Genomic DNA, 21,489 nt, shown 5'->3' with positions numbered 1-21,489 from the left:
CCCTCCCCGGCGAGATACTAGGCTCTAACCGTCGCGGGTGATCGCGGCGTGTCTTGCGGAGGAGAAGACCGGTGACCTACATCATCGCCGAACCGTGCGTGGATGTGCTCGACAAGGCTTGCATCGAGGAATGCCCGGTCGACTGCATTTACGAGGGCAACCGGATGCTCTACATCCACCCCGACGAGTGCGTCGACTGTGGGGCCTGTGAGCCGGTCTGCCCGGTCGAGGCGATCTTCTACGAGGACGACGTCCCGGAGCAGTGGAAGGACTACACCGGCGCCAACTACGAGTTCTTCGAGGAGCTGGGCTCGCCCGGCGGCGCTTCGAAGATCGGCAAGGTGGAGAAGGACGCGACCTTCGTCGCCGCGCAGCCGCCGCGCGGCGAGGGCCACTGAACCGGCCCGCGCCGGTCTCCTCGCGGCTGCCGGAGTTCACCTGGGACACCCTGGACGCCGCGGCCGCACTGGCCGCGGCGCACCCTGAGGGTCTGATCAACCTCTCCATGGGTACGCCGGTCGATCCGGTGCCCGAGGTGATCCGGCGGGCGCTGGCCGACGCGTCCAACGCGCCGGGCTATCCGCTGACCGCTGGCACGCCGGTGCTGCGCGAGACGATCGCGGCCTGGGTGGCACGTGCCTGCGGCGCCGGCGTCGACGGCCTCGGCGTGCTGCCGACGATCGGCTCCAAGGAACTCGTCGCCTGGCTGCCGACCCTGCTCGGGATCGGTCCCGGCGACGTCGTCGTGGTGCCCTCGATCGCCTACCCGACGTACGAGGACGGGGCCCGGCTCGCCGGCGCCACCGTCGTGCGCGCCGACTCGCTGACCGCCGTCGGGCCCACCTCCCGGGTGCGCCTGGTCTGGGTCAACTCGCCGGGCAACCCGACCGGCCGGGTGCTGCCGGCGGCCCACCTGCGCAAGGTGGTCGACTGGGCCCGGGAGCGCGGCGCGGTGGTCGCCAGCGACGAGTGCTACCTGCCGCTGGGCTGGGCCGCCGAGCCCGTCTCGGTGCTCTCGCCCGAGGTCTGCGGCGGCTCGTACGACGGGGTGCTGGCCGTGCACTCGCTCTCCAAGCGGTCCAACCTGGCCGGCTACCGGGCGGGATTCGTGGCGGGCGACCCGGCACTGGTGGCGGAGCTGCTCAAGGTCCGCAAGCACGCCGGGATGATCGTGCCAGCGCCGGTGCAGGCGGCGATGGTGGCCGCGCTGCGCGACGAGCGGCACGCCGACGAGCAACGGGAGCGCTACCGGGCCCGGCGGGACACCCTGCACGCCGCGTTCACCGGCGCCGGCTTCACCGTCGAGCACTCCGAGGCCGGGCTCTACCTCTGGCTGACCCGGGGCGAGGACTGCTGGGAGACGGTCGACTGGCTGGCCCGGCGGGGCATCCTCGCGGCGGCGGGCGTCTTCTACGGCCCGGGCGGCCGGCAGCACGTCCGGGTGGCGCTGACCGAGTCCGACGAGCACGTGGCGGCGGTCGCCGGCCGGCTGCGCGCCTGAGCGACCGCCGAGGCGCGTGATGGTGGACAGTTCGCGAGGGCGACCCCGGGTCGCCGTGGTGGGCACCGGCCTCATCGGCGGCTCGGTTCTGCTCCGGCTGCACGAGGCGGGGCTGGACGTCGCCGGCTGGGACCCGGACCGGGCCACCCGGGCGGACGGGCGCGCACGCGGGATCACCTTCCCCGACGACCTGGGCGGGGCCGTCCGCGACCGTGACGTCGTGTTCCTCTGCGGCCCCCTGCCGAGGCTGCCGGAGACCCTGCTCACCGTCGCGAAGCACGCCGGGGACGGCTGCGTCCTCACCGACGTGGGCAGCACGAAGGGCGCGGTGGCCGCCTTCGCCTCGGCCAACGGGTTGACCGACCGGTTCGTGCCGGGCCACCCGATGGCGGGCACCGAACGCTCCGGGCTCGCCGCCGCCGTACCGGCGCTGTTCGAGGGGGCCGCGTGGGTGCTCTGCCCGGCGGCCGAGGGAATCGGGCCGTTCCGGATGCTGTCCGGCCTCATCGTGGACGTCTTCGCCGCCCGGGTGGTGCCGATGTCGCCGGCGGTGCACGACTCGGTGGTGGCGCTCTCCTCGCACATCCCGCACCTGCTCGCCGGCAGCCTCGCCGGCGCGGTGGCGCAGTCGGACCTCCGGGACGCCGTGCTGGGCCTCGCCGCGGGCAGCTTCCGGGACGGCACCCGGGTCGCCGGCACCCCGGCCCGGCGGACGGCCGACATGCTCTTCGACAACCGCGAGCAGGTGGTGCGGCAGCTCGGCCAGGTCGCCGCGTTCCTCGACGGGCTCGCCGCCGCGTTACGCGACCAGGACATCGACGCCCTGGTCGGTCACTTCGAGGGGGCGCGGGACCTGCGTACCGTCCTGTTCGACCGTGACCTGCTCGCCCACCGGCAGGAGTTCCCCGCCGACGGCGACCACCGCGCCGAGGTGGAGTTCCTGCTGGAGCTGGGGGCCGCCGGCGGTCACCTCACCGAGTGCCGGGTCGACGGCGACCGGGTCGCCTACACGGGCCACCTCCCGGCGACGGCCCACTCGGCCTGAGCCGGACCGGCCGGGGGCGTGCGCGCCGGGCCGCCGCCCGCACCCGGTCCGACGTGCGGTCGGACGGCGGGCGGGCCGGCGGGCGCGCGGTTAGGGTGAGGGCATGGTGGACGGGCCGGTGGTGGCGGTGCGCGGCGAGGCGTACCGGGAGGTGGCTCCGGAGATCGCCCGGTTCGCGGTGACGGCCAGGGCGCGCGACCGGGACCGCGAGGCCACCCTGACGCGGCTGGCCGAGCGGGCCGCCGCCGTCCGGGTGCTGCTCGACGGCGAGGGCCTCGGCATCGACCGGCGGGAGACCGGCGAGCTCCAGGTCAGGCCGGAGACCCGGCGCTCCGGCGAGCGGGTGGTGGCGTACAGCGGCAGCGTGACCACCACCGTGACGGTCAGCGACTTCACCGCGCTCGGCGAGCTGATGCTGCGCCTCGCCGACCAGGACCAGGTCGAGGTGGCCGGGCCGTGGTGGTCGCTGCGGCCGGACAGCCCGGCCCACCGCGAGGCCCGGCACGCCGCGCTCGCCGACGCCCTGGTGCGCGCCCGCGAGTACGCGGAGGCCCTCGGCGCCCGCGTGACCGCCCTGATCGAGCTGGCCGACGCGGGCGCGGCGGAGCAGCCGATGATGAGCCGGATGGCGTACGCGATGGGCGACGGCGCGGAGAGCGGCCCGCCGGAGCTGGAACTCGACCCGCAGCCGCAGACCGTGCACGCCGCGGTGCAGGCGCGGTTCGCGATCAGCGAGCCGGTACTCGGCTGATGGCCGGCGCCCGGGTCGTCGGCACCGACGAGCTGGTGGCGCGGGCGCGGGCCCTCGCCGGGGCCGGCCCGCGGCAGCTGCTCGGCATCGCCGGGGCGCCCGGCGCGGGCAAGTCGACGCTGGCGGAGCGGATCGTCGAGGCGGTCGGCCCTGCCGCCCGGCTGGTGCCGATGGACGGCTTCCACCTCGCGCAGGCCGAGCTGCGCCGGTTGGGCCGGGCGGAGCGCAAGGGCGCCGTCGACACCTTCGACGCCAACGGCTACGTCTCGCTGCTGCGCCGTCTGCGCCGGCTGGAGCCGACGGCGGTCTACGCGCCGGCGTTCCGCCGGGACCTGGAGGAGCCGGTGGCCGGCTCGATCGAGGTGCCGCCGTCGGTGCGGCTGGTGGTCACCGAGGGCAACTACCTGCTGCTGACCGGGACGCCCTGGGACGAGATCCGGCCGCTGCTGCACGAGGCGTGGTTCCTCGACCTGGACGCCGAGCTGCGGCTGCGCCGGCTGACCGCCCGGCACGAGTCGTACGGGCGGTCGGCGGAGCAGGCCCGGGCGTGGGCGACGGGCAGCGACGAGGCCAACGCCACCCTGGTGGCCGGCACCGCCCACCGCGCCGACCTGGTCGTCCGGCTCGCCGAGCCGCCGCCGCTCTGACGGGTCGCCCCTCGGGAGGCTGTCCGGCGGACTCACGCCGTCAGTCGAGCTGGCGTACGACGCGGGCCGGGTTGCCGACGGCGACCACGTTCGCCGGCAGGTCCTTCGTCACCACGGCGCCTGCGCCGACGACCGTGTTCTCCCCGACGGTGACGCCGGCGAGCACGATGGCCCCTCCGCCGAGCCAGACGTTGTCGCCGATGGTGATCGGCTTGGCCCCCTCCCACTTGTCGCGGCGGGGCCCGGGTTCGACGGGGTGGGTGGGGGTGAGCAGCTGCACGTTCGGTCCGATCTGGACGTCGGCGCCGATGGTGATCGGGGCGACGTCGAGGAGGACCGCGTTGAAGTTGACGAAGCTGCGCGGCCCGATCCGGACCTGCCAGCCGTAGTCGACGTAGAGCGGCGGCCGGACGTAGGCGCCCTCGCCCAGCTCGCCGAGCAGGTCGCGCAGGGCCGCGAGCCGGGCCTCGGGGTCGGCGGCCGGACTGGTGTTGAAGGCTTCCATCAGCCGCGCGGCCCGGTCCAGGTCGGCGGCGATCTCCGGGTCGTCGGCGATGTACGGCTCGCCGGCGAGCATGCGTTCCTTCATGGATGTCATCGACCGATCATCTCCGAGGGGCGGGTCTGATCGTTGGCTGGTCCGTCATCTCCACGACTTCATTTTGCATACTCGGTATGCAACCCTGATGACTGTCAATGCGTCTCTCCCTACAGGTAGTAACGCCCGACGAGGAGGATCCGTTGCAGCGAAGAAGGAAACTGGTCGGTCTCGGTCTGGTGCTGGGCATGGTGCTCGGCGCCCCCGGCATGGCCGTCGCCCAGAAGCCCGCCGAACCGACAGTCCGTCCCGACGCGACCCCGCCGTCCCGGGTGGGTGACGCCCACCGCCCGGTCACCGTCACCCTGCTCACCGGCGACCGGGTCACCGTCAGCGGGACCCGGGCCAGTGTGCGACCCGCACCCGGGCGCGAGGACGTCCGCTTCCTGACCCGACGGGAGCGGGGGCACGTCTCCGTCGTACCCGAGGACGCCGTGGCGCCCATCCGGGACGGGCGGATCGACCGGCGGCTGTTCGACGTCACCGAACTGGTCGCCGCCGGCTACGACGACGCCCGGCGCGACGACCTGCCGCTGCTGATCACCGGCAGTGCCGGCGCGGCCCGGCGCTCCGCCGTGCCCGCCGGGGTGACGGTCACCCGTGAGCTGCCCGCCGCCGGCGGGCTCGCCGCCACGGCGAGCAAGCGGCGGGCCGCCGAGGTCTGGGCGGCGGTCACCGCCGCCGGTGCGAAGGTCGGCGCGGCAGGGGGTGCCGACCGGATCTGGCTCGACGGCCGGCGGCAGCTCACGCTCGACCGCAGCGTGCCGCAGATCGGCGCACCGGAGGCATACCGGGCCGGCTACACCGGCCGGGGCGTGCGGGTCGCCGTGCTGGACACCGGGATCGACGCCACGCACCCGGACCTGGCCGGCCGGGTGGCGCAGACGCGCAACTTCACCGAGGAGTCCGCGCCGGGCGACGTCGTCGGGCACGGCACCCACGTCGCCTCGACCATCGCCGGCAGCGGCGCCGCCTCCGGCGGCCGGATGCGGGGCGTGGCCCCGGACGCGACACTTCTCGACGGCAAGGTCTGCGAGACGTACGGCTGCCCCGAGTCGGCGATCCTCGCCGGCATGCAGTGGGCCGCGGTCGAGCAGCGGGCCCACGTGATCAACCTCAGTCTCGGCGGCTCCGACACCCCGGAGGTCGACCCGCTGGAGGCGGCCGTCAACACGCTCACCGCGCAGACCGGCGCCCTGTTCGTGATCAGTGCCGGCAACTCCGGCCGGTTCGCGCCGGTCAGTTCCCCCAGCACGGCCGACGCCGCCCTCTCGGTGGGCGCCGTCGACCGGGACGACAGCCTCGCCGACTTCTCCAGCCGTGGTCCCCGCACCGGTGACGACGCTTTGAAGCCGGACATCACCGCCCCGGGGGTGGGGATCGTGGCGGCGCGCAGCAAGGACGCGGTGATCGGCGACCCGGCCGGCGACGGGTACGCGGCGATGTCGGGCACCTCGATGGCGGCCCCGCACGTCAGCGGCGCGGCAGCACTGCTCGCCCAGAAGCACGGCGGGAAGGCCGACCGGCTCAAGGCGCTGCTGATGTCCTCGGCGAAGCCGCGCCCCGAGCTGACCTCGTACGAGCAGGGGGCCGGGCGGGTAGACCTGGCCGACGCCATCTGGCAGACCGTGACCAGCGATCCGCCGAGCGTGTCGCTCGGACGGGCCCTCTGGCCGCACGACGACGACACCCCGATCACCCGCACGGTGACCTGGCGCAACGACGGCGCGACCACGGCCGACCTGGACCTGGCCGTGGAGGCGACCGGCCCGGACGGCAGGCCGGCCCCGGCCGGCATGTTCACCCTCGGCGCGAGCCGGATCGCGGTGCCGGGCGGCGGCACGGCGGGTGCCACCGTCACCGCCGACACCCGGGTCGACGGCCCGGACGGTCACTACACCGGCCGGATCGTCGCCCGCTCCGGCGGCGCGGTGGTGGCCGTCACCCCGCTGGCGGTGCACCGGGAGGTGGAGAGCTACACGGTGACCGCCCGGCACCTCAACCGCGCCGGCGCGCTAGCCAGCGAGCACAGCACCACGCTGGTCTCGCTGGACGAGCTGGACCCGTACGACCTGTACGACCCGGACGGCACCGCCGAGCTGCGGCTCCCGAAGGGCCGGTACGGGCTGATCAGCTTCGTGTACGACGTGGCCGGCGAGGAGGTCACCGCGCTCACCCAGATCGTCCAGCCGGAGCTGGTGGTCGCCGGTGACACGCGGATCACCCTCGACGCCCGCAAGGGCGAGCCAATCCGGATGAGCGTCCCGCAGCGCTCGGCCACCCCGGCGCTCGTCGTCACCGAGGCGATCTTCCTCGCCGAGACGGGCAGCTACACCTTCGGCATGCTGGGAGAGGACTTCGAGGGCCTGCACACCCTCGGGCTGGGGCAACCGGCGTCCGGTGAGCGGTTCCTCGCCACGGTCAGCAGCCAGTGGGCCGACCTGGAGGCGGCGAGCAGCCCCTACCTCTACGCCCTCAGCGAGGGCGTGCCGGGCCGGATGCCGACCGGCTTCGTCCGGCACTACCGCACGAAGGACCTGGCCACGGTCACCCACCGGTTCAACGGCGGCAGCCCGGGGCTGGTCACCGACCGCCTGGTCTTCGCCCAGCGCGAGCCCGACGTCGGCGGCTGGGCGGTCGGCCTGCGTACCGCCACGCCGGGGCAGCGGGTCGAGCACTACAACACGCGGGGCGTGCGCTGGTACTCCGAACTGGACTTCGGGGTGCCGACCGACGACGGCTGGGCCGACCTCAAGGCGATCCTCTTCTCCGAGGCGCGCACCCTGCGCCCCGGGCGGCACTACCGGGAGAGCTGGAACAGCGCGCCGTACGGGCCGTCGTTCCCGGCGGCGGGGATCGTCCGCCAGGGCGACCGCATCGAGGTGGGCCTGCCGTTGCACAGTGACGCCGAGGGGCACGCCGGCGGCTCGGTCGCCGACACCGCCCGCACCGCCCTCTACCGCAACGGGACGCTGGTGGGGGAGACCGAGGAGCCGGCGTACGGCGGGTTCGACGTGCCGCCGGGCGCGGCCGACTACCGGCTGGAGACCTCGTCGAAGCGGAGCTTCACCGACCTCTCGACCGAGGTGTCGGCCACCTGGACGTTCCGGTCCCGGCACGTCGCCGGGGACGACCCGGCCGCGCTGCCGGTGTCGGCGATCCGGTTCGCGCCCCGACTCGACCGGGACAACGCCGCCCCGGCGGGCCGGAGCTTCGCGATCCCGGTGGCGGTGCAGCGGCAGCCGGGCGCGCCCTCGGCCCGGGTCGCCGCGTTGACCGTCGAGGTCTCCTACGACGGCGGGAAGACCTGGCAGCGGGCCCGGATCCGTGGCGGCGGGGACGGCTGGACGGCCACCGTGCAGCACCCGGCCGGCACCGGGCACGTCTCGCTGCGGGCCACCGCCCGGGACACCGCTGGCAACACGGTCACCCAGCGCGTCATCCAGGCGTACCGCCTGCGCTGAGGCGTACCCCCGCCGGGTCCGCGGCCGACCGCGGGCCCGGCGGGGCGACCGTCAGTCGTTGGCGTGCAGCGCGGCGTTCAGCTCGATGCCCCTGCCGCTGCGCTGCTTCGCCTCCAGCGCGCCGGTGACCGAGTTGCGCCAGAACAGCAGGTTGTCCACCCCGGACAGCTCGCGGGCCTTAACCACCCGGCCGTCCGGCAGCGTGATCTTGGAGGCGGCGGTGATGTAGCAGCCAGCCTCCACCACGCAGTCGTCGCCGAGCGAGATCCCCACGCCGGCGTTCGCGCCGACCAGGCTGCGCTCGCCGATGCGGACCCGGTCGGTGCCGCCGCCGGAGAGGGTGCCCATGATCGAGGCGCCGCCGCCGATGTCGGAGCCGTCGCCGACCACCACGCCCTGCACGATCCGGCCCTCGACCATCGAGGTGCCGAGCGTACCGGCGTTGAAGTTGACGAAGCCCTCGTGCATGACGGTGGTGCCGGCCGCCAGGTGCGCGCCGAGGCGCACCCGGTCGGCGTCGGCGATCCGCACACCCGACGGCACCACGTAGTCGGTCATCCGGGGGAACTTGTCCACCCCGTGGACGGCCAGGTGGCGACCGGCGGCCCGCTCGATGACCCGCAGCTCGTCGACCCGCTCCGGGGGGCACGGCCCGGCGGAGGTCCAGGCCACGTTCGCCAGCTTGCCGAAGATGCCGTCGAGGTTGAGCTCGTTGGGTCGCACCAGGCGGTGGGAGAGCAGGTGCAGCCGAAGGTACGCGTCGGCGGCGTCCTTGATCGGCTCGTCCAGCGAGCCGATCACGGTGACCACCTGGACGGTACGCAGCCCGGGCAGCGCCCGGTCGCCGACCGCCCCCGGGGGCAGGTCCAGCACGTCCGCCTCGTCCTCGCCGGCGACCAGCGGCAGCTCGCCGAGGCCCAGCTTGCCCGTCGGATACCAGGTGTCGAGCACCTGGTCGTCAGCGGTAACGGTGGCCAGGCCGATGCCCCAGGCGGATTCGGACGTCACTGATTCACCTCTCGTTCGTGCTGCGGGCCGGCGAGCCCTCCGCGCCCCGCGTCCCGCGCGGGCCGCCCCGGAACGCTCGCTCCACGCGCTCGCCGGATCTGACGGTACCGTGCGAACCATGGAGAACCCGCTGACCCCCGAGGTCCTGGCCGATCCGGTGGCGCTGACCCGCGCGCTTGTCGACATGGAGTCCGTGTCCCTCAACGAGAAGGCGATCGCCGACTGCGTGGAGGAGGTGCTGAGGGGCGTACCGCACCTGACCACGTACCGGCACGGCAACACGGTGATGGCGCGGACGGACCTGGGCCGCGACCAGCGGGTGGTGCTCGCCGGCCACCTCGACACGGTGCCGCTGAACAACAACTTCCCGTCGACCACGCGCGGCGACCTGATGTACGGCTGCGGCACCTCGGACATGAAGTCCGGGGTGGCGTTCGCGCTGAACCTGGCGGTGAGCCTGCCGGACCCGCGCTACGACGTGACGTACTTCTTCTACGAGGCGGAGGAGATCGAGTCGAAGTACAACGGCCTCTTCCTGGTCGCCGACGCGTACCCGGAGTGGCTGGAGGCCGACTTCGCGCTGCTGCTGGAGCCGACGCACGGCATCGTCGAGGCGGGGTGCCAGGGCACCATGCGCGGGGTCGTCACCACCACCGGCGTACGGGCCCACTCGGCCCGTTCCTGGCACGGGGTGAACGCGATCCACGCGGCCGGCGAGGTGCTCGACCGACTGAACAACTACGAGGCGCGGCGGGTGACCATCGACGACTGCGACTACCGGGAGGGGATGAACGCGGTCCGCATCCACGGCGGCGTGGCCGGCAACGTGGTGCCCGACCGGTGCGAGGTCGAGGTCAACTACCGGTTCGCGCCGGACCGGACCCCGGCCGAGGCCGAGGCGCACCTGCGCGAGGTCTTCGCCGGCTTCGACGTGCGGGTCACCGATTCGGCCGCCGGCGCCCCGCCCGGGTTGGACGCGGCACCCGCCAAGGAGTTCGTCGCCGCGGTCGGTTCCGCGCCGATCGGCAAGCTGGGCTGGACGGACGTGGCCCGGTTCGCCGCGATGGGCATCCCGGCGCTGAACTTCGGCCCCGGCGACCCCAACCTGGCCCACCACCCCGACGAGCACGTGGAGATCAGCAAGATCCGGGAGGGCGCCGTCACCCTGCGCCGCTGGCTCGCCTCTTCCTGACGCTCCCCGCGGGGGGTACCCCGGACGGACGGAAGGTCCGCGTCGGACGACGCGGACCTTCCGTGCTCGATGTCGTCGGTGCGGTCAGACGGTGGTGGACGCGTCGGCGGCGGGCCGGGCGTCGGTCTGGCCGCCCTGGTCGGTGGACGGTTCCATCAGGCGGGCGCGGCGGCGCTCGGCCACCACGTCGCGGATGCGGCGCTGCATCTGCCGCCGGATCCGGATCATCTCGCTGTTGCTGATCACGCTGACTCCTCCCCCGAAGGCGCGCGCCGGGGCATACCCGGTATGTGAATAGTAAGACGCCCGTGCGACCGAATTAGTTGCCCAAGATCCGGAAAAATATTTCCGATCGTCGCCCGGCCCTCTCCGCCCGTCGCCCGAGGTGGCCGCCGGGCCGTGCCGTCCGCCGCCCGGGGCCGCGTCCTCCGCCGCCCGGGGGCCGCGTCGTTCGTCGCCTTGGCCGTCACCTGCGGCGGCCCGGCTCACGGTGCGCGCACCTGGCGGGTGCGGCTCCACTACGGTTGCTCCCATGGGTCAGAGCAACGGGCGGGAGGCCGGCCGCGAGCCGGGACAGGAACGGCACCGGGGGGCCGTGACGCTGCGGCGGCAGGCGATGACGGGCAGTACCGCCGACCAGCGCCTGCTCGATTCGCGGGGGCGTGAGGACTGGAAGACCAAGGACGCCTGGCGGGCGCTGCGCATCCTCTCCGAGTTCGTCGAGGGCTTCGACACCCTCGCCGACCTGCCCTCGGCGGTCAGCGTGTTCGGCTCCGCCCGCAGCTACCCGGAGAGCCCCGAGTGCCAGCTGGCCGAGGCGCTGGGCGCTGCCCTGGCCCGGGCCGGCTACGCGGTGATCACCGGCGGCGGGCCGGGCGTGATGGAGGCGGCCAACCGGGGCGCCAGCGAGGCCGGTGGGCTGTCGGTCGGCCTCGGCATCGAACTCCCCTTCGAGCAGGGGCTCAACGACTGGGTCGACCTGGCCATCGACTTCCGCTACTTCTTCGCCCGCAAGACCATGTTCGTCAAGTACGCCCAGGCGTTCGTCGTGCTGCCCGGCGGGTTCGGCACCATGGACGAGCTCTTCGAGGCGCTCACCCTCGTGCAGACCGGCAAGGTGACCCGGTTCCCCGTGGTGCTGATGGGCTCCGACTACTGGCGCGGCCTGCTCGACTGGCTGCGCGACACGATGGCCGCCGACGGCAAGATCGGCCCCGTCGACCTGGAGCTGATCTGCGTGACCGACGACGTCGACGCGGCGGTCCGGCACATCGTGGAGGCCGAAGCCGCCCTCAACGTCGAGCAGGAGGCCGTCGCCGTCACCGCCGCCGACCAGCAGGCCGCCGCCGAGGCGGGCGACGAGAACCGGAAGCGCTGACATGGCGGCGATCTGCGTGTTCTGCGCCTCCTCCCGTACGCTCGACCAGCGCTGGCTGGACCTCGCGGCCGAGACGGGCGCGGAGATCGCCCGGCGCGGGCACACCCTCGTCAGCGGCGGCGGGTGCGTCGGCATGATGGGCGCGCTGGCGGACGGGGCGCGGGCCGCCGGCGGCCGGACGGTCGGGGTGATCCCGCAGTCGCTGGTCGACCTGGAGGTCGCCGACCTGGCGTCGGACGAGTTGCTCGTCACCGACTCGATGGCCAGCCGCAAGACCCTCATGATCGACAAGTCGGACGCGTTCCTCACCCTGCCGGGCGGGCTCGGCACCCTCGACGAGCTGTTCGAGGTCTGGACGACCGCCACCCTGGCCCTGCACGCCAAGCCGATGGTGCTGGTCGACACCGACGGCTTCTACCGCCCGGTGCTCGACTGGCTGGGCGCGCTGGCCGACCAGACCTTCCTCAAGCCCGCCGGCCTGGGCCTGCTCACCGTGACCGACACGGTCCCCGCCGCACTGGACACCCTGGAACTCCAGCTCCTCTGACTCCTGCACCCGCCCTCTCGCCGCGTCGATCATGAGGTTGGCGTCGATCATGAGGTTGGCCGTGCGAATCGCCCCTTTTCCCCTCGCCAACCTCATGATCGACACCGTTTCGGGTGGTCCCGGGGAGTGGGGGTTGGTCCTCGGCGGGGTGGCGGGGCGGGGGTGTCGTACCGGCGTGGTGGGATGGACGGATGCAGGCGTACCGGCTGGTGCGCCGGCCTGCCGAGGCGGTCCGGGGGGACCACCGGCCCGGCGGGCCGGCCCGGGGGGACGGTCGGTCCGGGGGGCCGACCGGGGGTGAGCGGCGGTCCGGGGGGCCGACCGACGGGGGCGCGCACCGTGGGGCGGCGCGGCTGGCCGATCCGCGCCAGGTCGAGATCGTGACGCACACCGACGGGCCGATGCTGGTGCTCGGCGGTCCCGGCACGGGCAAGACCGCCACGCTGGTCGAGGCCGTCGCCGCGCGGGTGGCCGAGGGCGTCGACCCGGAGCGGATCCTGGTGCTCACCTTCGGCCGCCGGGGCGCCACCGCGCTGCGCCAGCGGATCGAGGCCCGCGTCGCCGAGGGCGGGCACCGCGTGCTGCGCGAGCCGCTGGTGCGGACCCTTCCGGCGTACGCCTTCGGGCTGCTGCGCCGGGCGGCGGCCGAGCGTGGTGAGCCGTCCCCCCGGCTGCTCACCGGGCCCGAGCAGGATCTGATCATCCGCGAGCTGCTCGACGTGGTCGGCGAGGCACCCGACGACGACCCGGTCGGCTGGCCGGAGGACCTGCGCCCCGCGTTGCGCACCCGGGCCTTCGCGGCGCAGCTGCGCGACCTGCTGATGCGCGCCGCCGAGCGGGGCGTCGGTCCCGTCGAGCTGGCCCGGCTGGGCGAGAAGCTCGGCCGCGCCGACTGGCCCGCCGCCGCGCGTTTCCTGCGGGAGTACGTGGCCGTGCTCGCCCTGCGCGACGTCAGCAACCGCGGCTCCGTCGCGTACGACCCGGCCGAGCTGGTCCGGGCCGCCACCGGGATGCTGCTCGACGACCCCGAGCTGCTCGCGGCCGAGCGCCGGCGGCTGGCGTACGTCTACGTCGACGAGCTCGCCGACACCGACCCGGCCCAGCAGGACCTGCTCGCGACGGTGGCCGGCGGCGGCAAGCCCCTGGTCGCGTTCGCCGACCCGGATTCGTCCACGTACGCCTTCCGGGGCGCCGACCCGGCGGGGGTGGCGACGTTCCCACACCGCTTCCGCACCGCCTCGGGTGCGCCCGCGGCGCAGGTGGTGCTCACCACCTCCTACCGGGCCGGTGCCCGGCTGCTCGCCGCGTCCGGCCGGCTGGCGCGGCGGCTGCGCGGCCCGGCGGCGCACCGCCGGCTGCACCCGCTGCCCGACGCGCCCCCCGGCGCGGTCGAGGTACGCACCTTCCGCTCGGCCACCAGCGAGGCGGCCTGGCTGGCGCACGCGCTGCGCGAGGCCCACCTGCTCGGCGGCGTGCCCTGGTCGGAGATGGCCGTGCTGGTGCGCTCCACCGGGCGGCAGCTGCCCTCGCTGCAACGTGCCCTGCACGCCGCCGGGGTGCCCACCGTCGTGCACGGCGAGGACCTGCCGCTGCACCTGCAACCGGCGGTCGCGCCGCTGCTGCTCCTGCTGCGCTGCGCCCTGGAGCCCGAGCGGCTCGACGAGGAGGCCGCCGTGGCGCTGCTGCACTCGCCGCTCGGCGGCGCCGATCCGCTGGCCGAGCGGCGGCTGCGGCAGGGGCTGCGCGCCCTGGCACTGTCCGGCGGCGACCGCCGGCCCTCGGGCGAGCTGATCGTGGAGGCGCTGCGCGACCCGGCCGGGCTGGCCGGGATCGAACGGCACTGGGCGGAGCCGGCGCAGACGGTGGCCGGTCTGCTGGCCGTGGCCCGGGAGTCCGCCGCGCGGCCCGGCGCCACGGCGGAGGACGTGCTCTGGGCGGTGTGGCAGGCCAGCGGGCTCGCCGAGCTGTGGTCCGCGGCGACCGGCCGCGGCCAGACGGTGACCGGCGAGGGCGACGTCGCGCGGCGCCGCCGCGCCGAGGCGGCCGACCGCGACCTCGACGCCGTGATGGTCCTCTTCGACGCGGCGGCCCGGTTCACCGACCGGCTGCCCGGCGCGCGCACGGAGGTCTTCCTCGACCACGTCCTCGGCCAGGACCTGCCGGCCGACACCCTCGCCCCGACCGCCGACCGGGGGGAGGCGGTACGGCTGCTCACCGCCCACGCCGCGAAGGGGCTGGAGTGGGATCTCGTGGCGGTCGCCGGGGTGCAGGAGGGTGTCTGGCCCGACCTGCGCCTGCGCGGCAGCCTGCTCGGCTCGGAGCGCCTGGTCGACGTGCTCGCCGGCCGGACGGCCGGCGCGGGCGTGGTGGCGGCCCTGGTCGGGCAGACCTCGGCGCTGCTCGACGAGGAGCGCCGGCTGTTCCACGTCGCGGTCACCCGGGCCCGGCGACGGCTGCTGGTCAGCGCGGTCGCCTCCGCCGCGGTGGGCGGCGACGACCACGAGGAACAGCCGAGCCGCTTCCTCTACGAGCTGGGCCCCAGCGACCCGGCCGGCCCGCCGGATCCCACCGCCCCGACGGATCCGACCGCCCCGACGGATCCGACCGGCCCGACGGATCCGACGGGCCCGCCCGGCCTGGCCGGCTCCACCGTGCATTCCGCGTCGGGTGACGGTCCACGGCCCCCGGGGAACCGACCCCCGGCCGGCGTCGCAGCGCTTCCGGACGGAAGCGCGCCGCGGCGCCCGGAGGAAGGCGGTCCCTCCGCCGAGGAGGAGCCGGACCGGCCGGGGGCGTTGCCGGTGAGCCGGCCGCCCCGGGCGCTGACCCTGCCGGCGCTGGTGGCGGAGCTGCGTACCGCCGTCAGCGACCCGGCCGTGTCCTACGCCCGGCGGCAGGCGGCGGCTGCCGAGCTGGCCCGGCTCGCCGCCGCCGGGGTGGCCGGCGCGCACCCCGACGACTGGTGGGGGCTGCGGCAGCTCTCCGACGACCGCCCGCTGGTCGACGAGGGGGCACCGGTCCGGGTCACCCCGTCGGCGATGGAGAGCGCGCTGCGGTGCAGCCTGCGCTGGCTGCTGGAGCGGCACGGCGGCAGCCCGCCGGCCAGCGCCGCCCAGGGCGTCGGCAACCTGGTGCACGCCGCCGCGATGCTCGCCGAGGACGCCAGCGCCGACCGGGGCGCGCTGCTGGACTACGTCGCCGCCCGGTTCGACGTCATCGAGCTGGCCGCCCGCTGGATGGTCGGTCCGGAGCACAGCCGCGCCGAGGCGATGGTGGACAAGCTGCTCCGCTGGCTGGCCGCGAATCCGCGCCGGCTGCTCGCCATCGAGCACGAGTTCGCGGTGCGCCTCGACGACCCGCACCGGCCGGTCGAGCTGGTCGGCCGGGTGGACCGGCTGGAGGTCGACGAGGACGGCCGGCTGGTCGTCATCGACCTGAAGACCGGCAAGTCCACTGCCGTCACGGCCAACGACCTCGCCGAGCACCCGCAGCTCGGCGCCTACCAGGCGGCGGTGGAGGCGGGGGCCTTCGCCGACTTCGGCGAGGAGTCCGGCGGCGCGGCCCTGGTGCAGCTCGGCACCGGCGCGAAGGACGCGAAGGAGCAGAGCCAGGCGCCCGCGGGGGAGGGCCCGGAGGCCGGCTGGGCGACCGCGCTGGTGCGGCGCACCGCGGATACGATGGCCGCCGCCACCTTCGCCGCGGTCGCCAACTCCAAGTGCCGGGTCTGCCCGGTGCGTACGAGCTGCCCGGTGTCCGGGCAGGGCCGCCAGGTGGTCGAGCCGCCGACCACCCGTCGTCCGGAGACGTCTTGACGCAGCCCGCCCTGTTCAGCAGCGCGACCCCGACGCCCCGGGTCGCCGACGCCGGCCCCCGCTACACGCCGGTGGAGCTGGCGAAGCTGCTGCGGCTGCCCGCGCCGACCCGGGAACAGGCCGCGATCATCGCCGCGCCCGTCGAGCCGCTGCTGGTGGTCGCGGGCGCCGGGTCGGGCAAGACGGAGACGATGGCCGCCCGGGTGGTCTGGCTGGTCGCCAACTCGCACGTGCGGCCGGAGCAGGTGCTCGGGCTCACCTTCACCCGCAAGGCTGCCGGGGAGCTGGCGCACCGGGTGCGTGCGCGGCTGGACCAGTTGGTGCGCCGGCTCGGGCGGCGGGGGCGCGACCCGCTCGACGACCCGCTGGCCGGGGAGCCGACCGTCTCCACCTACCACTCGTACGCCGGCCGGATCGTCACCGAGCACGGGCTGCGGGCGGGCTACGAGCCGTCCACCCGGCTGCTCACCGAGGCGTCCCGCTGGCAGCTGGTCGACCTGCTGGTACGCAACTACGACGGCGACATGTCCGGGGTGGACCGGATGCCGAGCACGATCACCGACGCGGTGCTGGCGCTGGCCGGTGAGCTGGACGAGCACCTGGTCGACCCGGACGCGCTGGCCGCGTGGACGGGCCGGTTCTTCGCCGAGGTGCAGGTGCGCCCCGGCCGGGTCTACGCCGACGTGCGCAAGGCGCTGCAACTCCAGCAGATCCGACTGAAGCTGCTCCCGCTGGTGCGCGCGTACGCCCGGCGCAAGGAGGACTTCGAGGCGATGGACTTCGCCGACCAGCTCGCGCGGGCGGCCCGGGTCGCCCGCGACCACCCGGGCGTCGGCGAGATCGAGCGGGACCGGTTCCGGGTGGTGCTGCTGGACGAGTACCAGGACACCAGCCACGCCCAGGTGGTGCTGCTCAACGCGCTCTTCGGCGGCGGGCACCCGGTGACGGCGGTCGGCGACCCCTGCCAGTCGATCTACGGCTGGCGCGGGGCGAGCGCCGGCACCCTGGACCGGTTCCCCACGGAGTTCGCCCGCGCCGGCGGTGCGCCGGCCGAGGTGCTCGGCCTCACCACGAGCTGGCGCAACCGGCCGGAGATCCTCGGTGTCGCCAACGCGCTGGCCACCCCGCTGCGGGCCGCCGGCGCCCGGGTGCCGGAGCTGCGCGCGGCGATGAGCGTCAAGGAGCCGGTGCCGCACCGCAGCGCCCGCGGTGCCGCCGGCGGCACCGTCCACTGCGCCCTGCTGCGGACGTACGCCGACGAGGCCGACTGGATCGCCGACAGCGTGCTGCACGCCTGGCGCGGCGCGGCCGGGATGCCCGGCGTGCTGCCCGAGCACATCCCGGTGCCGCTGCGGCCCACGACCGCCGTGCTCGTGCGGCTGCGCAGCCAGATTCCGGCGATCGAGTCGGCGCTGCGCGAGCGCGGCCTGCCGGTCGAGGTGGTGGGCCTGGGCGGCCTGCTGGACACCCCCGAGGTGCGGGACGTGGTGTGCACGCTGCGGGTGCTGGCCGACCCGACGGACGGGGCCGCGCTGCTGCGGCTGCTGACCGGCGCGCGCTGGCGGATCGGGCCCCGTGACCTGGTGGCCCTGCACCGCCGGGCGAAGTCCATCGCGGCGGCCCGGCGCAGGCTCGCCGACGACGGCACCCCGGAGATCAGCCCGGACCTCCTCGACGAGGCGACCCTGGTGGAGGCGCTGGCCGACCTGGGCCCGGCGCAGGCGTACTCGGCGGAGGGCTACGCGCGGCTGCGGGCGTACGCCCGGGAGCTGGGCCTGCTGCGCTACCGGCTGGACCAGTCCCTGCCGGAGCTGATCGCGGACATCGAGCGGACGATCGGCCTGGACGTGGAGGTGGCGGTGCGGGCCGGCCGGGACGGGGCCGGGGACGCCGGCCTGGCGCGGGGCCACCTGGACGCGCTCGGCGACGTCGCCGCCCGCTTCAGCGGCGAGACGCCGGGCGCCACCCTGTCGGGGTTCCTGGCCTATCTGGCCGCCGCCGAGGACGAGGAGCGCGGCCTCACGCCGGGCGAGGTGGAGGTGGTCGAGGGCGCGGTGCAGATCCTCACCGCGCACGCCGCGAAGGGCCTGGAGTGGGACGTGGTCGCGGTGGCCGGGCTGAGCCGGGGCGTCTGGCCGGGGCCGGTGCGCAACTCCGACCACTGGCTCGGCGGGCTGGGCGTGCTGCCGTTCCCGTTGCGCGGCGACGCCGACGGGCTGCCGGAGCTGGGCCTCGACGAGGCCGAGGACCAGCGGGGGGTGGCCCGGGCGCTGGAGGACTTCACCGACGCCTGGCGGGCGCACGACGAGCGTGAGGAGCGCCGGCTGGCGTACGTGGCGGTGACCCGCCCCCGGCGGCTGCTGCTCTGCTCCGGCTACTGGTGGGGGGAGGGCACCAAACGGCCGCGTGGCCCGTCGGTGCTGCTGCGGGAGGTGCACGACGCCTGCCTGGACGCCCGCGCCGGGCACCTGGTGGACGAGTGGGCGCCGGAGCCGCCGGGCGACGCGGTCAACCCGACGACCGAGGTGGTGCTGCGCGCCGAGTGGCCGGCCGACCCGCTGGGCGCCCGCCGGCCGGCGTTGGCCGAGGCGGCGGCCCTGGTCCGCCGCTTCCTCGCCGACGGCGACACGGCCGCCCGCCCGCTGCCCGGCGGCGAGACCGCCGAACGGACGGTGGGCGACCCGGCGGCCCGCTCACCGTCCGACGGGGACGCAGCCGCCCGCCTGCTGTCCGTTGGCGAGACCGCCGAACGGGTGGCGTCCGGCGGCGACGACACCGCCGGGGCGGGCGCGGAGCCGTCGGCCGACGACGCGGACGTGGCGCGGTGGCGGCGGGAGGCCGACCTGCTGCTCGCCGAGCGGGCCGAGCTGACCCGGCAGTCCGGCGCCGTCGAGGTGGCCCTGCCCGGCCAGCTGTCGGTGACCCAGTTGGTGGCGCTGCGCCGGGATCCGGCGGCGCTGGCCCGCGCGCTGCGCCGCCCGGTGCCCACCGAACCCAATCCGTACGCCCGCCGGGGCACCGCCTTCCACACCTGGCTGGAGCAGCGGTTCGGCGCCGACCGGCTGCTCGACCTGGACGAGCTGCCGGGTGCGGCGGACGCGGACGCGGCGCCGGACGAGGCGTTGGCCGAGCTCCAGGAGCGCTTCCTGGCCAGCGAGTGGGCCGAGCGGGTGCCGGTCGAGGTGGAGGTGCCCTTCGCCACAGTGATCGCCGGAGTGGTGGTCCGGGGGCGGATGGACGCCGTCTTCGCCCGGCCGGGCGGGCGGTTCGACGTGGTCGACTGGAAGACCGGCCGGCAGCCCGCCGGCGCCGCCGCCGAGGTGGCCGCTGTGCAGCTCGCGGTCTACCGGCTGGCCTGGGCGGAGCTGGCCGGCGTGCCGGTGGAGCGGGTCGGCGCGGCGTTCCACTACGTGCGGGACGGGGTCACGGTCCGCCCGGCGGACCTGCTCGACGCGGACGGGCTGACCGCGCTGATCGCCTCCGTACCGGAAATCCCGGCAGACGGTGGTGCCGGGACGAATCCGTGATAGGTTGGTCGCGTTGCAGTTATGGTTCCCAGAGACTCTGTGTGCGCCTGGAGGATTGTGGCCCAGGCGCTCTTTGTTGTGTCCGGAGTTCTCCGGGCGGGGCGACCAGAAGCGACAAGCGAGCCAGGCAGTTCCGCGTGGCGCGCTCCTCTTCGAGCCCGCAACAAGTGCGGGTTCGACGTTCCGTCAAGGAGACGAAACAAAAATGGCTATTGGCACCGTCAAGTGGTTCAACGCTGACAAGGGCTTCGGCTTCATCACCCCGGACGGCGGCGGCGCCGACGTCTTCGCCCACTTCTCGGCGATCCAGTCCTCCGGCTACCGGAGCCTGGACGAGAACCAGCGGGTCGAGTTCGAGGTGACCCAGGGCCAGAAGGGCCCGCAGGCGGAGAACATCCGCCCGCTGTAGATCTTCGGATCGTCCAGTAACACCCATCGCGCCCTCCGGGTGCGGTGACGGGACCGGCCCGCCGCACCGTCGACCTGCCGCTAGCAGGCGGCGAACGGCGGCGGGCCGGGGCCCGTACCCCTTTCGGTTCGTGCTTGTGAGTCACCCGCGGCCTGGCCCGCCGGTGACAGCGCCGCATCCGGCGCCCTCCCTCGACACGTGCCGCGTCGAGGAAGGCTTCCGCATGACCACTGTCGTACCCTCTTTCGCCCTCACCGGGCTGGCCCCGGCGCTGCTCGCCGAGCTGACCGCCCAGGGCATCACCGAGCCGTTCCCGATCCAGTCGGCGACCCTGCCGGACTCGCTCGCCGGCCGGGACGTGCTCGGCCGGGGCCGCACCGGCTCCGGCAAGACGCTCGCCTTCGGGCTTCCCCTGCTGTCCCGCACCGCAGGCCGCCGGGCCCGCCCGGGCCGACCGCTGGCCCTGGTGCTGGTGCCCACCCGCGAGCTGGCCCAGCAGGTCACCACCGCGCTCGACCCGTACGCCCGCGCCGTCGGGCTGCGCTGCGCCACCGTCGTCGGCGGGCTCTCCCTGCAACGCCAGGCGGACGCCCTGCGCGCCGGCGCCGAACTGGTCGTGGCCACCCCGGGCCGGCTGCACGACCTGATCAACCGCGGCGACGCCCGGCTGGACCAGGTCGGCATCACCGTGCTCGACGAGGCCGACCAGATGGCCGACATGGGCTTCCTGCCGCAGGTCACCAAGCTGCTGGAGCAGGTCGCCCCGAACGGGCAGCGGATGCTCTTCTCGGCCACCCTGGACGGCGGCGTGGACAAGCTGGTGCGCCGCTTCCTCAGCAACCCGGTCTCGCACTCGGTCGACCCGGGCACCGCCACGGTGACCGCGATGACCCACCACGTGCTGCACGTCGACGCGGTGGACAAGCCCACCGCGCTGACCTGGATCGCCGCCCGCGAGGGCCGCACCATCCTGTTCATGGGCACCAAGCACCGCGCCGACCGGCTCGCCCGCCAGCTGCTGGCCAAGGGGGTACGCGCGGCCGCGCTGCACGGCGGCAAGTCGCAGCCGCAGCGCACCCGGATCCTGGAGCAGTTCCGCACCGGGCAGGTGACGGCGCTGGTCGCCACCGACGTGGCGGCCCGGGGCATCCACGTCGACGGGCTCGACATGGTGGTCAACGTGGACCCGCCCACCGAGGCGAAGGACTACCTGCACCGTGGTGGGCGTACCGCCCGGGCGGGGGAGTCCGGCACGGTCGTCACCCTGGTCCTGCCGGAGCAGCGCCGGGACGTGTCCCGGCTGATGTCGACCGCCGGCATCCGTCCCGAGTCCGTCCAGGTGCGCCCCGGCGACGAGGCCCTGGCCCGGGTGACCGGCGCCCGGGAGCCGTCCGGCGTGCCGGTGACGATCGCGCCGCCCGCGCCGCAGGCCGCCTCCGCCGGGTCTGCCGGCGGCCGGTCGGCCGGCCGCGCCGGTGAGGGCGGCCGGGCTCCGCACCGCGCCTCGGGGCGGCCCCGCCGCTCGCGCCGCCCCCGCACCCCGCACGCCTCCTGACCAACCCTCCGCGTTCCGCTCTCCCGTCGGCTCCGGGCACTCGTGCCTGGAGCCG

The 21,489-nt window shown here is 75.2% G+C and carries 16 protein-coding genes; 13 read left to right on the top strand and 3 right to left on the bottom strand.

Annotation, left to right across the window (positions count from 1 at the left end; translation table 11 throughout):
• Nucleotides 1–71: 71 nt before the first annotated feature.
• The 5 genes from fdxA to ACN27A_RS16845 all read left to right on the top strand — a co-directional run bounded on the left by fdxA (nucleotide 72) and on the right by ACN27A_RS16845 (nucleotide 3,944).
• Nucleotides 72–398, top strand: a complete 327-nt coding sequence (fdxA, locus tag ACN27A_RS16865; RefSeq protein ID WP_091422126.1) for a ferredoxin — start codon at nucleotides 72–74, stop codon at nucleotides 396–398.
• Nucleotides 395–1,501: a succinyldiaminopimelate transaminase gene (dapC, locus tag ACN27A_RS16860; protein WP_421458504.1), complete on the top strand. Its 1,107-nt coding sequence runs from the start codon at nucleotides 395–397 to the stop codon at nucleotides 1,499–1,501. The genes fdxA and dapC overlap by 4 nt, the downstream gene beginning before the upstream one ends.
• Before the next feature lie 19 nt (nucleotides 1,502–1,520).
• Entirely contained in the window at nucleotides 1,521–2,546 is a 1,026-nt protein-coding gene (locus ACN27A_RS16855; RefSeq protein WP_421454491.1) for a prephenate dehydrogenase, read from the top strand.
• Between the two features lie 103 nt (nucleotides 2,547–2,649).
• A complete protein-coding gene (locus tag ACN27A_RS16850; protein ID WP_421454488.1) occupies nucleotides 2,650–3,297 on the top strand; it encodes an SIMPL domain-containing protein in 648 nt (215 codons plus the stop codon).
• Nucleotides 3,297–3,944, top strand: coding sequence for a nucleoside/nucleotide kinase family protein (locus tag ACN27A_RS16845; protein ID WP_421454485.1), 648 nt, complete (start codon nucleotides 3,297–3,299; stop codon nucleotides 3,942–3,944). Before ACN27A_RS16850 ends, ACN27A_RS16845 begins: the two co-directional genes overlap by 1 nt.
• 40 nt (nucleotides 3,945–3,984) lie before the next feature.
• Here ACN27A_RS16845 and ACN27A_RS16840 read toward each other — a convergent pair whose 3' ends face one another.
• Nucleotides 3,985–4,542, bottom strand: coding sequence for a sugar O-acetyltransferase (locus tag ACN27A_RS16840; RefSeq protein WP_357577797.1), 558 nt, complete (start codon nucleotides 4,540–4,542; stop codon nucleotides 3,985–3,987).
• A 98-nt stretch (nucleotides 4,543–4,640) separates the two neighbouring features.
• Here ACN27A_RS16840 and ACN27A_RS16835 point away from each other — a divergent pair, with 98 nt between their 5' ends.
• The gene (locus ACN27A_RS16835) at nucleotides 4,641–8,006 is read left to right on the top strand and encodes a S8 family serine peptidase (protein ID WP_421454483.1); all 3,366 of its coding nucleotides are present in this window, start codon (nucleotides 4,641–4,643) and stop codon (nucleotides 8,004–8,006) included.
• 51 nt (nucleotides 8,007–8,057) lie between these two features.
• Here the strand turns inward: ACN27A_RS16835 and dapD are convergent, their stop codons facing one another.
• Nucleotides 8,058–9,014, bottom strand: coding sequence for a 2,3,4,5-tetrahydropyridine-2,6-dicarboxylate N-succinyltransferase (dapD, locus tag ACN27A_RS16830; protein WP_357577795.1), 957 nt, complete (start codon nucleotides 9,012–9,014; stop codon nucleotides 8,058–8,060).
• Nucleotides 9,015–9,132: 118 nt separating this feature from the next.
• On the opposite strand from dapD, the gene dapE reads away from it, so the two are divergent.
• The gene (dapE, locus tag ACN27A_RS16825; protein ID WP_421454480.1) at nucleotides 9,133–10,206 is read left to right on the top strand and encodes a succinyl-diaminopimelate desuccinylase; all 1,074 of its coding nucleotides are present in this window, start codon (nucleotides 9,133–9,135) and stop codon (nucleotides 10,204–10,206) included.
• An 84-nt stretch (nucleotides 10,207–10,290) separates the two neighbouring features.
• On the opposite strand, the gene ACN27A_RS16820 is transcribed toward dapE, so the two are convergent.
• Complete coding sequence (locus ACN27A_RS16820; protein WP_165947700.1) at nucleotides 10,291–10,452, bottom strand: hypothetical protein; 162 nt, start codon at nucleotides 10,450–10,452, stop codon at nucleotides 10,291–10,293.
• A 286-nt stretch (nucleotides 10,453–10,738) separates the two neighbouring features.
• Between ACN27A_RS16820 and ACN27A_RS16815 the strand changes: the two genes are divergently transcribed.
• The 6 genes from ACN27A_RS16815 to ACN27A_RS16790 all read left to right on the top strand — a co-directional run bounded on the left by ACN27A_RS16815 (nucleotide 10,739) and on the right by ACN27A_RS16790 (nucleotide 21,434).
• A complete protein-coding gene (locus ACN27A_RS16815) occupies nucleotides 10,739–11,584 on the top strand; it encodes a TIGR00730 family Rossman fold protein (protein ID WP_421454477.1) in 846 nt (281 codons plus the stop codon).
• A 1-nt stretch (nucleotide 11,585) separates the two neighbouring features.
• Nucleotides 11,586–12,131 (top strand): TIGR00730 family Rossman fold protein, encoded by a 546-nt coding sequence (locus ACN27A_RS16810; RefSeq protein ID WP_132231057.1) that lies wholly within the window; start codon nucleotides 11,586–11,588, stop codon nucleotides 12,129–12,131.
• Nucleotides 12,132–12,322: 191 nt separating this feature from the next.
• Nucleotides 12,323–15,943: an ATP-dependent helicase gene (locus ACN27A_RS16805; RefSeq protein ID WP_421454473.1), complete on the top strand. Its 3,621-nt coding sequence runs from the start codon at nucleotides 12,323–12,325 to the stop codon at nucleotides 15,941–15,943.
• A complete protein-coding gene (locus tag ACN27A_RS16800) occupies nucleotides 15,940–19,470 on the top strand; it encodes an ATP-dependent helicase (protein WP_421454471.1) in 3,531 nt (1,176 codons plus the stop codon). Before ACN27A_RS16805 ends, ACN27A_RS16800 begins: the two co-directional genes overlap by 4 nt.
• Nucleotides 19,471–19,675: 205 nt before the next feature.
• Nucleotides 19,676–19,879, top strand: a complete 204-nt coding sequence (gene cspE, locus ACN27A_RS16795) for a transcription antiterminator/RNA stability regulator CspE (protein ID WP_007464836.1) — start codon at nucleotides 19,676–19,678, stop codon at nucleotides 19,877–19,879.
• 223 nt (nucleotides 19,880–20,102) lie between these two features.
• Nucleotides 20,103–21,434 carry a DEAD/DEAH box helicase gene (locus tag ACN27A_RS16790; RefSeq protein ID WP_421454469.1) on the top strand — a complete coding sequence of 444 codons (1,332 nt, stop codon included), beginning with the start codon at nucleotides 20,103–20,105 and terminating at the stop codon, nucleotides 21,432–21,434.
• Nucleotides 21,435–21,489: the final 55 nt, after the last annotated feature.

Source organism: Micromonospora sp. WMMD737 (assembly GCF_049179055.1).
GTDB lineage: Bacteria > Actinomycetota > Actinomycetes > Mycobacteriales > Micromonosporaceae > Micromonospora > Micromonospora reichwaldensis.
This window is presented reverse-complemented; position numbering and strand designations above follow the sequence as displayed.